Consider the following 12,023-nt stretch of genomic DNA (forward strand, 5'->3'; position numbering starts at 1 on the left):
CTAGTTCTTCAGAAGGCTTGCGTCGTCGACCGAAGCCGACCGGCGGGTACGGAAGATGCTCATGATGATCGCCAGCCCGACCACCACCTCGCAGGCGGCGACCACCATGGTGAAGAACGCGACCACTTGGCCGTTGAGGTGGCCGTGCATGCGGGAGAACGAGACGAACGCGAGGTTGGCCGCGTTCAACATCAGCTCGACGCACATGAACACCACGATCGCGTTGCGCCGCAACAGCACCCCTGCCGCGCCTATCGTGAACAACAGCGCCGACAGATAGAGATAGTTGTCGGGATTCACTCCCCGCCTCCTCGGCCGTTCGTCACGGTGACGGTCCGCTTCTGCAGGATGGGGCTGACGGACAGCTCTGAACCGGAACCGTCAGGTAGGCGGGCGGCGATGTCGACGGCGTTGTTGCGCGCGAAGACACCGGGATTGGGCAGCGTCGTCGGATAGCCGCCCGGTTTGAACCGTTCTTCGGCGAGTTCGCGCTGGGTCTTGCGGCGTCCGAAGCGTTCCCGGTGCGCCAGCACCATCGCGCCAAGCGCGGCCGTGATCAGCAGCGCGCTGGTCAACTCGAACGCCCACAGGTAGCGCACGAAGATGAGCGCCGCCAAGCCCTCGACGTTGCCGCCCGCGTTCGCCTGCGCCAGGCCGGTGAAGCCGCCGACCGAGACGTTGCCGATGCCCGCGATGAGCAGCAGACCGAAACCGACACCGGTGACGACACCGGCAACCCGTTGCCCGCGAATCGTTTCCACGAGTGAGTCCGACGAGTCGACACCGATGAGCATCAGCACGAACAGGAAGATCATCATGACGGCACCGGTGTAAACCACCACCTGGACCACACCGAGGAACAGCGCGCCCTGGGCGATGTAGAACACCGCCAACACGATCATCGTCATGGCCAGAAACATTGCGGAGTACACCGCTTTCGGTGCGGCGATCACACCGAGCGCACCGACGACCGCCACGATCCCCAACACCCAGAACAGCACGGCCTCGGTGGTCGTGGTCTGCCCCGGGTTGTCGGCGGCCACGGCCGCGAGCAGGTCGAGCCTCATCGAACGTCCCCGGTGACCTTCTGGGTCTCTTGCTCCACGGGTCCGATATTGCCCAGGTAGTAGTCCTCGTCGGTGGCGCCGGGGGCCATCGGATGCGGCGGCGGCAGCATGCCGGACCGCAACGGCGCCAACAACTTGTCCTTACCCCAGATCAGGTCGGCGCGGTTGTCGTCGGCCATCTCGTAGTCGTTGGTCATCGTCAACGCCCGGGTGGGGCAGGCCTCGATGCACAGCCCGCAGCCGATACAGCGCAGATAGTTGATCTGGTAGACGCGCCCGTAGCGCTCACCGGGGGAATACCGTTCGTCCTCGGTGTTGTCGTCGCCCTCGACATAGATGGCGTCGGCGGGGCAGGCCCAGGCGCACAGTTCGCAGCCGATGCACTTCTCCAGGCCGTCGGGGTACCGGTTTAGTTGGTGCCGGCCGTGATAGCGCTTGGCGACGGGTCCCGGCTTCTCCGGATACTCCTCGGTGATCGGCCTTTTGAACATGGTTCCGAAGGTGACCCCGAAACCTTTCAGCGCGTCGAGGAACTTAGGCATCGGCTGGCTCCTTGGTTGCGGTCTGCGTGCTGCCCGGCAGGGGCGGGGTGGGGAAGATCTCCGGATCGAGCTTCTGCCGCGGGATGGCGCGAACGTTGCGTCGGCGCGCCGACCGCCACAGCGCCACGGCGATCAGCAGCACCGCGATGGCGCCGAGGGAGGCCAGCGTCGTCGTCACCTGACTGAAGCCCTCGTTGCGAAGCGCGCGCGCCGTGGCGACGATCATGATCCAGGCCAACGAGAACGGGATGAGCGCTTTCCATCCCAGCCCCATGAACTGGTCGTAGCGCATGCGGGGCAGCGTGGCGCGCAGCCAGAAGAACAGGAACATGAACCCCCACACCTTGGCGACGAACCACAGCAGTGGCCACCAACCGGTGTTCGCGCCATCCCACATGTTGAGGGGCCACGGGGCGTGCCAGCCGCCCAGGAACATCGTGGTCGCCAGCGCGGAGACGGTGGTCATGTTGACGTACTCGGCGAGCATGAACATCGCGAACTTGATCGACGAGTACTCGGTGTGGAAACCGCCGACCAGTTCGCCCTCGGCTTCGGGGAGATCGAAAGGCGCACGGTTCGTTTCGCCCACCATCGAGACCATGTAAACCAGGAACGACGGCAGCAGCAGGAAGATGAACCAGGTGCCGTCCTGGGCGGCGACGATGCCGGAGGTCGACATCGTGCCCGCGTAGATGAACACCGCCACGAACGACAGCGCCATGGCGATCTCATACGAAATCACCTGCGCGCTCGAGCGAATGCCGCCCAGCAGTGGATACGTCGACCCCGACGCCCACCCGGCCAGCACGATCCCGTACACACCGATGGAGGTTGCCGCCAGGATGTACAGGACGGCGACGGGCATGTCCGTCAACTGCAATGCGGTGCGGTGGCCGAAGATCGAGACCTCACCGCCCATCGGGATGACGGCGAAGGCGATGAAGGCGGGCACCGCGGCGATCACCGGTGCCGCAAGGTAGACGAACTTGTCGACTCCGGCGGGGACCAGACCCTCCTTGAGCGCGAGCTTGACGCCGTCCACCAGCGACTGCAGAAGTCCCCTGGGGCCCACGCGGTTAGGTCCGAACCGCATCTGCATGCGGCCCAGCAGTTTGCGCTCGATCAGGATCGCCGCGAGCACCGACAGCATCAGGAACGCGAAGATCGCGAGCGCTTTGGCGAGGGTCAGCCACCACGGGTCATGACCGAAGAGGGTGGGATCGGGATGGATCACGGTTCGGCCCGTCCGATCGACACGACATCCCCGGTGGACACCCCGAGGCTTCGGTGCACCGCTGAACCCGGCGAATTCAGGGGGAGCCAGATCACGCGGTCGCCCATGTCGGTGATGGCCAACGGCAGCGTGATCGTTCCTCGCGGTGTCCTCGCGGTGACCAGATCACCCTCCGCGGCGCCGATTTCGGCCGCGGTGGCGGCGGAAAGCCGTGCCACCGGAGCACGGGCGGTGCCTGCCAGATGCGGTTCGCCGTCTTGTAGGCGGCCTTCGTCGAGCAGCATCCGCCACCCCGCGAGCACGGCTTGCCCCTCGGCCGGCGGCGTCCGCTTCGGCGGAGCAACGTTCGGTGCCTCGGGCCGTCGACCCGCCCACATGCCCAAGCGCGATATCTCGTCCCCGGCGGCCGCTGCGGTCGGCAGGTTCAACGCGACACCGATCTCGTCGGCCAGGAAGGTCAGCACCCGCAGATCGGGGATGGCGTTGGTCTCCAGTGACGGCTGGAAGGGACGAAGTCGGCCTTCCCAGTTCAGGAATGAACCGGCTTTCTCCACTACGGGCGCGATGGGGAAGACGACGTCGGCGACCGCTGTCACCGCGCTCTCCCTCAGTTCGAGACTGACGACGAACGGTGTGGACTCGATCGCGGCCAGTGCCGCTTCGGGATCGGGTAGGTCGTCGACCTCGACGCCGCCGACGAGCAGGGCGCCCAGTTCGCCGCTGCGCGCTGCCTCCAATATCGCGGTGGTGTCGCGACCAGGTTCGGTGGGCAGCTCGCTGACGTGCCATGCCGCCGCGGTCTGCTCGACGGCCGCGCTGTCGACGATCGGCCTGCCACCGGGCAGCAGGTTCGGTAACGCGCCGGCCTCAGCCGCGCCTCGTTCGCCTGCCCGTCTCGGCACCCACGACAGCCGGGCGCCGGTCGCTTCGGCCAATTTGCTTGCCGCAGAGAGCGCTCCGGGTGAGGTGGCCAGACGCTCGCCGACCATGATGATCGCGCCCGGCAGCCGCAGCTGCGGGTCGTCGGCCAGCGCGTCCAGGGCGGCGGCCTCGTCGCCCGGGCCCGCGGTGACAAGGCGGCCTCGCAGCTTGGTCAGGGCGCGGGTGGCGAAGGGGGCGACGGAGATGACCTGCAGCCCCTTGTTGCGCGCGGCCTTGCGCAGCCGCAGGAACACGATCGGGGATTCCTCTTCCGGCTCGAACCCGGCCAGCAGCACCGCCGGCGCATTCTCCAGATCGGTGTAGGTCACCGTCATCGGCTGTCCCGCGACATGGGCGGCCAGGAAGTCGGCCTCCTCGGCGCTGTGCGACCGGGCCCGAAAGTCGATGTCGTTGGTGTTCAGCACGATCCGGGCGAACTTGGAGTACGCGTAGGCGTCCTCGACGGTCATCCGGCCGCCGACCAGCACGCCCGCGCTTCCGGCCGCGGCCGCCAGCCCGGTGCCGGCGACCACGAGAGCCTCCGACCACGAGGCGGGCCGCAACTTGCCGTCCTCGTCGCGGATCATCGGGGTGGTGATGCGGTCACCCTGGGTGGTGTAGGTGAAGGCCCAGCGACCCTTGTCGCAGTTCCATTCCTCGTTGACCTGTGGTTCGTCACCGGCCAAGCGGCGCATGACCTTTCCGCGCCGATGGTCGGTGCGCTGGGCGCATCCCGACGCGCAGTGCTCGCACACGCTGGGACTAGACACCAGGTCGAACGGCCGGGCCCGGAAGCGGTAGGCCGCCCCGGTCAGCGCGCCAACCGGGCAGATCTGCACGGTGTTGCCGGAGAAGTAGGACTCGAACGGTTCATCCGTCGCGATGCCGACCTGTTGCAGTGCACCGCGTTCGAGCAGTTCGATGAACGGATCGCCGGCGATCTGCTCGGAGAACCGGGTGCAGCGCGCGCACAGCACACAGCGCTCGCGATCCAGCAGCACTTGCGATGAGATGTTGATCGGCTTCGGGAAGGTGCGTTTGACGTCTTCGAAGCGAGTTTCGGCGCGGCCGTTGGACATCGCCTGGTTCTGCAGCGGGCACTCGCCACCCTTGTCGCACACCGGGCAGTCCAGCGGATGGTTGATCAGCAGGAATTCCATGATGCCCTGCTGCGCCTTGTCGGCCTCCGGTGAGGTGTACTGCGTGCGCACCACCATGTCCGGCGTGCAGGTCGTCGTGCATGACGCCATAGGTTTGCGCTGGCCCTCGACCTCGACCAGGCACTGCCGGCAGGCCCCCACCGGCTCGAGCAGTGGATGGTCGCAGAATCGCGGGATCTGGATGCCGATCAGTTCCGCGGCCCGAATCACCAACGTGCCCTTCGGAACACTGACGTCGAAGCCGTCGATGGACAACTGGACCATCTCGACTCCGGTGTCTGCCCCGGTGTCAGCGGTCTGCGTCATTGCGCCCCCTCTTCGCCGCGAACGTGCGGCCACTGCAGAAAATCGCCCCCATCAGGCCCCGACCCCTTCCGTCGCCATCAGCGTCGAGGCGTGCGGATCGAACGGGCACCCGCCGTCGAGGTGGGCGATGTACTCGTCGCGGAAGAACTTGATCGACGACATGATGGGTGCCGCCGCGCCGTCACCCAAAGCGCAGAACGCTTTTCCGAAGATGTTGTCGGAGATGTCGAGCAGCTTGTCGATATCGGCCTCGGTGCCCGCGCCCGTCTCCAGACGCTCGTAGATCTGAGCCAGCCAGTAGGTGCCCTCGCGGCACGGCGTGCACTTGCCGCACGACTCGTGGGCGTAGAAGTCGGTCCAGCGGCGCACGGCGCGCACCACGCAGGTGGTCTCGTCGAAGATCTGCAGCGCCTTGGTGCCGAGCATGGTGCCGACGCCGGCCATGCCCTCGTAATCCAGTGGTACGTCGAGGTGTTCATCGGTCAGCAGGGGAGTGGAGGAGCCGCCGGGTGTCCAGAACTTCAACTGGTGCCCGGAACGGATTCCGCCCGCATACTCCAGAAGTTCGCGCAGCGTGATGCCCAGCGGCGCCTCGTACTGTCCGGGGTTGGTGACGTGGCCCGACAGCGAGTACAGCGTGAAGCCCGGCGACTTCTCCGAACCCATCGACCGGAACCAGTCGATGCCGTTGAGCAGGATGGGCGGAACGCTGGCGATCGACTCGACGTTGTTGACCACGGTGGGACAGGCGTACAGCCCTGCGACAGCGGGGAACGGCGGCCGCAACCTCGGTTGTCCGCGTCGGCCTTCGAGCGAGTCCAGCAGCGCGGTTTCCTCACCGCAGATGTAGGCGCCCGCTCCGGCGTGCACGATCAGTTCGAGGTCGAAGCCCGACCCTTGGATGTCGTTGCCGAGAAAACCGGCCTCGTGCGCTTCGGCAACCGCGGCGTGCAGCCTGCGCAGCACCGGCACCACCTCGCCGCGCAGGTAGATGAAGGCGTGATGCGCGCGGATCGCATAGGCCGCGATGATCGCACCCTCGATGAGGAAGTGCGGGGTCGTCAGCATCAGCGGAATGTCTTTGCACGTACCGGGTTCCGACTCGTCGGCGTTGACCACCAGGTAGTGCGGTTTGGCGCCGGCACCGGTGTCGCTCTGCGGGATGAACGACCACTTCGTGCCGGTGGGAAAGCCCGCGCCGCCACGGCCCCGCAAACCGGACTCCTTCACCAGGTTGATGAGGTCGTCCGGGTCCATCGCCAGGGCCTTCTCCAGGGCGCGGTAGCCGCCGTGGCGGCGGTAGGTGTCCATCGACCATGGTTCCGGCTCGTCCCAGAACCGGCTGAACACGGGCGTCAGGTCTGTCATGCGCGGGAATCCGTTGTGTCTGGGTCGGTTTCGACGGTTTCTGACTTCGGCGGGACGGTCGCCGACGGGCCAGGCGCGGACGCGTTCCTGGTGGCCTCGACACCCGCGGTTTCGTCGTCGAGCGTCTCGGTGGAAGCGGCGGAGGCGTCGGCGTCGGGCGCCTGCATGCCGCGTTCGCGCGCCACCCGCAGACCCGCCAACGTGGCGTCGCCGACGTTGTTGCCACCTGAGCGTGGGTCGGGCAGACCCGCGAGTGTGCGCGCGGTCTCCCGGAACGTACACAGCGGCGTCCCCCGCGTGGGTTCGGGAGGTTGACCGTCGCGCAACGCGTCGACGAGGTCGCGCGCCGACGACGTCGTCTGATTGTCGAAGAACTCCCAGTTGACCATCACCACCGGTGCGTAATCACACGCCGCATTGCACTCGATGTGTTCGAGGGTGACGCGTCCGTCCGGGGTCGTCTCGCCGGCATGGACACCCAGATGTTCCTGCAGCGCTTCGAGAATCGCGTCGCCGCCCATCACCGCGCACAGGGTGTTGGTGCACACACCGACGAGGTACTCGCCGGTCGGTGTCCGCCGGTACATCGAGTAGAAGGTCGCCACCGCGGTGACCTCGGCGTCGGTCAGCCCCAACTGCTTGGCGCAGAACGTGATACCGGCGGGGGTCAGGCATCCGTCCTCGGACTGCACGAGGTGCAGCAACGGCAGCAGCGCCGAACGCGCCTGCGGGTAGCGCGAAATGATCAGCTCGGCGTCGGCGGTGAGCCGCGCCACGACGTCATCTGAATATGAGACCGGCCCGTTGATCGGCGGGCCGGGTTCCTCGGGTCGCTGCCCGAGCTCGAGGAATACGCTCACCTGTCCACGCCTCCCATCACCGGGTCGATCGACGCCACCGCGGTGATCAGATCGGCGACCATGCCGCCTTCACACATCGCGGCGACGGCCTGCAGGTTGTTGAAGGACGGGTCCCGGTAGTGCACCCGGTAGGGCCGGGTGCCGCCGTCGGAGACCATGTGCACGCCGAGTTCGCCTCGCGGAGACTCGACCGCGACGTAGACCTGGCCCGCGGGCACCCGGATACCCTCGGTGACGAGCTTGAAGTGGTGGATCAGCCCCTCCATCGAATGACCCATGATCCTGGCGATGTGCTCGGGCGAGTTGCCCAGCCCGTCCGGGCCGACCTTCAGATCGGCCGGCCAACCCAACTTCTTGTCCTCGATCATCACGGGCCCGGGCCGAAGTCGGTCCAGGCACTGCTCGACGATCTTCAGCGACTCGTGCATCTCCTTGACCCGGATCAGATACCGGCCGTAGGAGTCACAGCCCTCGTCGGTGATCACGTCGAAGTCGTATGTCTCGTAACCGCAATACGGTTGGGTTTTGCGCAGGTCGTGCGGCAGCCCCGTGGAACGCAGGCAGGGCCCGGTGATCCCGAGCGCCATGCACCCGGTCAGATCGAGATAACCGACGCCGACCGTGCGGCCCTTCCAGATGTAGTTCTCGTTGAGCAGGTCCTCGAGGTCCTTGAGCCGCTTGGGCATCAGGTCGAGCACCTCACGGATCTGCGGCACTACCTCGTCGGGAAGGTCCACCGCCACCCCGCCCGGACGAACGTACGCACTGTTCATTCGCAGGCCCGTCACCGTCTCGAACACCGACAGGATCTGCTCGCGTTCACGGAATCCGTAGAACATCGCGCTCATCGCGCCCAGTTCCATCCCGCCGGTCGCCAGCGCGACAAGATGTGAGGAGATCCGGTTGAGCTCCATCATCATCACGCGAATGACGCTGGCGCGCTCGGGGATCGCGTCGGTGACACCCAGCAGTTTCTCGACGCCCAGACAGTAGGCCGTCTCGTTGAAGAACGGCGACAGATAGTCCATCCGCGTGACGAACGTGACGCCCTGCGTCCAGTTGCGGAACTCGAGGTTCTTCTCGATTCCGGTGTGCAGGTAGCCGATTCCGCAGCGGGCGGAGATGACCGTCTCACCCTCGATCTCGAGGACCAGCCGAAGCACACCGTGGGTGGAGGGGTGCTGCGGACCCATGTTCACGACGATGCGTTCGCCTGCGTGGGCCGCGGCCGCGTCCTTGGCGGCCTGGACCACTTGGTCCCAATCCTGGCCGCCGACAACGATTACCGTCTCGTTGTTGTCCGATGCGGCAGAGGATGAAGCGCCGCCCTGCGTGGGCGGGACGTGCGAAATGCTCATCAGCTGTAGGCCCTCCGTTGATCGGGCGGAGGAATCTCGGCGCCGTGATACTCCACCGGGATGCCGCCCAACGGGTAGTCCTTGCGCTGCGGGTGCCCCACCCAGTCGTCGGGCATCTCGATCCGGGTCAGGGCGGGATGCCCGTCGAAGATGATGCCGAAGAAGTCGTAGGTCTCGCGTTCGTGCCAGTCGGTGGTGGGATAGACCTCGAACAGCGACGGGATGTGCGGGTCATCGTCGGGTGCGGCGACCTCGATCAAGATCCGCCGGTTGTGGGTGATGGACATCAGCGGATACACCGCGTGCAGTTCGCGCCCGACCTTGTCGGGGTAGTGCACCCCACTGACTCCGAGGCACAACTCGAAACGCAACTGCGGATCGTCCCGCAGCGCACGGGCCACGATAGGCAGCTGGTCGCGCTGCACCTCGAGGGTCAGCTCGTCGCGGTGCACCACGACCCGCTCGATCGATGCCGCGTAACCGTCCTCGCCGAGCACCTCGGCGAGCCGATCGACGATCTCGTCGAAATAGCGGCCGTAGGGACGTGGTGAGCTGCCGGGCAGCGCGACGGGTCGCACCAGGCGCCCGTAGCCGGAGGTGTCACCCGACCCCTTAACCCCGAACATTCCGCGGCGGACACCGATGATCTTCGGTGCGCCCGCTTCGGCGCCGTTGCCGTTCGTCGCGTTCTGCTTCTCATCCGGGCCGGCGGTCATCGCAGCAGCCCCTTGAGCTCGATGGTCGGCGTGACGGCCAGCGCGGCCTGCTCGGCCTCGCGGATCGCCTCTTCGCGGTGCACGCCGAGCGGCATCTCCTGAATCTTGTCGTGCAGCTTCAGGATCGCGTGCAGCAGCATCTCCGGGCGCGGCGGGCAACCGGGCAGGTAGATGTCCACCGGGACGACGTGATCGACACCCTGGACGATCGCGTAGTTGTTGAACATCCCGCCCGAGGATGCGCACACTCCCATCGCCAGAACCCACTTCGGCTCGGCCATCTGGTCGTAGATCTGCCGCAGCACCGGCGCCATCTTCTGGCTGACCCGCCCCGCGACGATCATCAGGTCGGCCTGGCGGGGCGTGGCCGAGAACCTCTCCATGCCGAACCGTGAGATGTCGAACCGCGGGCCTGCCGTGGCCATCATCTCGATCGCGCAGCACGCCAGCCCGAACGTCGCGGGCCACAGCGAGCCCTTGCGGATGTAACCCGCCACTTTCTCGACCGTGGACAGTAGGATCCCGCCCGGCAACTTCTCCTCTAGTCCCATGCCAGACCTCCCCGTCGCCACACATAGGCGTAGGCGACGAACACCGTCGCCATGAACAGCAGCATCTCTATCAGCGCAAACAGCCCAAGATTGTCGAAAGCAACCGCCCACGGGTACAGGAAGACGATCTCGATGTCGAAGATGATGAACAACATCGCGGTCAGGTAGTACTTGATCGGAAACCGCTGGCCGGTCGGCTGACCGGACGCACCCCCGTGCGGCACCGGCTCGATGCCGCATTCGTAGGCCTCGAGCTTGGCCCTGTTGTAGCGACGCGGGCCGACCAGCAGAGCAATGGCAACCGAGCCGACCGCGAACGCCGCCGCAATAGCGCCAAGCACCAGGATTGGCGTGTACAAATCCATACCGAGCAAACGCTCCCTCGTGGGCTGTTCGATGTGAGCTTACCCACACCCTAGCGCCCTTTGGGATGCGCGCCACACCTTTTGGTTAGTATCGCTATTGGCAACGCGTGGCTATGTCGTCATGCCTCGAATAGGCAAGTGCGACAGCGGTTTACGTGTTTTCTGGCTATTGCACCAGGGTGCGCAGCAGCGAGGCCACGGCGTCGCCGAGCCGGATCGGATCGATCGGGTGGGGAACCGCGGCTTCGGCGCGCGACCAGCGGGCCAGCCACGCGTCATCGGGACGGCCGGTGAGCACCAGGATCGGCGGGCAATCCTCGATCTCGTCCTTGAGCTGCTTGGCGATTCCCATCCCGCCGACGGGGGTGGCCTCGCCGTCGAGGATCACCAGATCGAACCCACCTTCATCCATCTGGCGAATGACCATGGGGCCGGTCGCCACCTCGACGTAGGTCAGCTCTGGCAACTCCGGATGCACCCGCTTACCGAGCGCGAGTTGTACCTCTTCGCGGGTCCTGGGGTTGTCGCTGTAGACGAGGACCCGCAGCGGACGCGATGACTCGGCCATGCCGTGATCGTACGGCTAGCGGGTGTGCCGGAACACCAAGTCGCCGGAGATCGTCGACTTGTCACCGATCATGCCCACCAGGTTGCCGTCGACGCCGAACTCTCGCCGGCTGACGGTGGCCTCGGTGACCAGCCGCATCCCGCCGTCGCCGACCGGTGTGACCTTGGTTCGCAGCGTCAGGGGTTTGGTCGTGCCCTTGATGGTCAGTTCGGCGCGCAGGTCGATGGTGTCGCCGTCGATCGCGTCGGCTCCGGTGATGAGCACGCTGATCTCCGGATGGGTTTCTGCGCCAAAGAAATCGGCGGAGTGCAGATGTTCGTCACGCTTGCGGATACCGGTGCGCAGCGACGCGGCGTTGATCTCGATGTGTCCGGAAACCGTTTGCGGAGACGATAATTGGCCGTCACCGCTGAACTCGGTGAACCGGCCCTTGACGGGTACCAGGCCCCACATCGACTTGCTGCGCACCCCGATCGTGGACTGAGCCGGGTCCAGCGTCCATGTTCCTGTCGAGGCGGGATCGCTGAAAAGCTCACTCAGGCTTACCATGTGGTCTCCTAGCTCAGTTTGTCGGATGCTTGTGACCGGTGTCGTCGGCCGGGTCACGTAGTGGGCTCGAGCAACGGAGCGATCTCCGCTGGGTCGAAGTACTCGTCGATCCGGCTGATCCGCCCGTCGACGCCCAGTTTGATGATGATGCCCACGCGCATCGCGATGACGCCGCCGTTGTGTCCGGTCGCGTGCAGGATGTGCTGCTGGACCAGCCCTCCGTCGAACAGCTGACGATCGATGACCTGGTATCGGCGTTGTGAGGTGGTGTCGATGAACCAGTGCAGGACTCGAAGCGCCCGGTCCTTGTCACGGTCGCGGTCGGCGACCTTCCAGACCACGATGTCGTCGTGCCACAGCCGCGAAATGGCGTCGCGGTCGCCGGCCTCGATAGCCGCGAACAAGCGATCCGCCACGTCGGTGACAACGTCGTGGGCAACGGTCACGTGATCCTCCTT

14 protein-coding genes are annotated in these 12,023 nt (G+C 66.0%); all 14 read right to left on the bottom strand.

Annotated elements, in window-relative coordinates; translation table 11 throughout:
• Nucleotides 1-300 (bottom strand): NADH-quinone oxidoreductase subunit NuoK, encoded by a 300-nt coding sequence (gene nuoK, locus AU192_RS03625; RefSeq protein ID WP_064394367.1) that lies wholly within the window; start codon nt 298-300, stop codon nt 1-3.
• Entirely contained in the window at nt 297-1,067 is a 771-nt protein-coding gene (locus AU192_RS03630) for an NADH-quinone oxidoreductase subunit J (RefSeq protein ID WP_064394368.1), read from the bottom strand. Before AU192_RS03630 ends, nuoK begins: the two co-directional genes overlap by 4 nt.
• Nucleotides 1,064-1,609 carry an NADH-quinone oxidoreductase subunit NuoI gene (nuoI, locus tag AU192_RS03635; protein ID WP_064394369.1) on the bottom strand — a complete coding sequence of 182 codons (546 nt, stop codon included), beginning with the start codon at nt 1,607-1,609 and terminating at the stop codon, nt 1,064-1,066. The genes AU192_RS03630 and nuoI overlap by 4 nt, the downstream gene beginning before the upstream one ends.
• Entirely contained in the window at nt 1,602-2,843 is a 1,242-nt protein-coding gene (nuoH, locus tag AU192_RS03640; RefSeq protein ID WP_064394370.1) for an NADH-quinone oxidoreductase subunit NuoH, read from the bottom strand. The genes nuoI and nuoH overlap by 8 nt, the downstream gene beginning before the upstream one ends.
• Nucleotides 2,840-5,230 carry an NADH-quinone oxidoreductase subunit G gene (locus AU192_RS03645; protein WP_064394371.1) on the bottom strand — a complete coding sequence of 797 codons (2,391 nt, stop codon included), beginning with the start codon at nt 5,228-5,230 and terminating at the stop codon, nt 2,840-2,842. The genes nuoH and AU192_RS03645 overlap by 4 nt, the downstream gene beginning before the upstream one ends.
• Nucleotides 5,231-5,281: 51 nt before the next feature.
• Nucleotides 5,282-6,598, bottom strand: a complete 1,317-nt coding sequence (gene nuoF / locus AU192_RS03650) for an NADH-quinone oxidoreductase subunit NuoF (RefSeq protein WP_064394372.1) — start codon at nt 6,596-6,598, stop codon at nt 5,282-5,284.
• Nucleotides 6,595-7,458, bottom strand: a complete 864-nt coding sequence (gene nuoE, locus AU192_RS03655) for an NADH-quinone oxidoreductase subunit NuoE (RefSeq protein ID WP_064394373.1) — start codon at nt 7,456-7,458, stop codon at nt 6,595-6,597. Before nuoE ends, nuoF begins: the two co-directional genes overlap by 4 nt.
• Complete coding sequence (gene nuoD / locus AU192_RS03660) at nt 7,455-8,816, bottom strand: NADH dehydrogenase (quinone) subunit D (RefSeq protein WP_064394374.1); 1,362 nt, start codon at nt 8,814-8,816, stop codon at nt 7,455-7,457. The genes nuoE and nuoD overlap by 4 nt, the downstream gene beginning before the upstream one ends.
• The gene (locus AU192_RS03665) at nt 8,816-9,532 is read right to left on the bottom strand and encodes an NADH-quinone oxidoreductase subunit C (protein ID WP_064394375.1); all 717 of its coding nucleotides are present in this window, start codon (nt 9,530-9,532) and stop codon (nt 8,816-8,818) included. Before AU192_RS03665 ends, nuoD begins: the two co-directional genes overlap by 1 nt.
• A complete protein-coding gene (locus tag AU192_RS03670; protein WP_015305533.1) occupies nt 9,529-10,083 on the bottom strand; it encodes a NuoB/complex I 20 kDa subunit family protein in 555 nt (184 codons plus the stop codon). Before AU192_RS03670 ends, AU192_RS03665 begins: the two co-directional genes overlap by 4 nt.
• Nucleotides 10,074-10,448 carry an NADH-quinone oxidoreductase subunit A gene (locus AU192_RS03675; RefSeq protein ID WP_064394376.1) on the bottom strand — a complete coding sequence of 125 codons (375 nt, stop codon included), beginning with the start codon at nt 10,446-10,448 and terminating at the stop codon, nt 10,074-10,076. The genes AU192_RS03670 and AU192_RS03675 overlap by 10 nt, the downstream gene beginning before the upstream one ends.
• Before the next feature lie 166 nt (nt 10,449-10,614).
• Nucleotides 10,615-11,016 carry an Rv3143 family two-component system response regulator gene (locus AU192_RS03680; protein WP_064394377.1) on the bottom strand — a complete coding sequence of 134 codons (402 nt, stop codon included), beginning with the start codon at nt 11,014-11,016 and terminating at the stop codon, nt 10,615-10,617.
• Nucleotides 11,017-11,031: 15 nt separating this feature from the next.
• A complete protein-coding gene (locus AU192_RS03685; protein ID WP_064394378.1) occupies nt 11,032-11,565 on the bottom strand; it encodes a YceI family protein in 534 nt (177 codons plus the stop codon).
• Nucleotides 11,566-11,618: 53 nt separating this feature from the next.
• Nucleotides 11,619-12,011 (bottom strand): nuclear transport factor 2 family protein, encoded by a 393-nt coding sequence (locus tag AU192_RS03690; protein ID WP_064394379.1) that lies wholly within the window; start codon nt 12,009-12,011, stop codon nt 11,619-11,621.
• Nucleotides 12,012-12,023 lie beyond the last annotated feature (12 nt).

This window comes from Mycobacterium lehmannii (assembly GCF_001499925.1).
In the GTDB taxonomy this organism is placed as follows: domain Bacteria; phylum Actinomycetota; class Actinomycetes; order Mycobacteriales; family Mycobacteriaceae; genus Mycobacterium; species Mycobacterium lehmannii.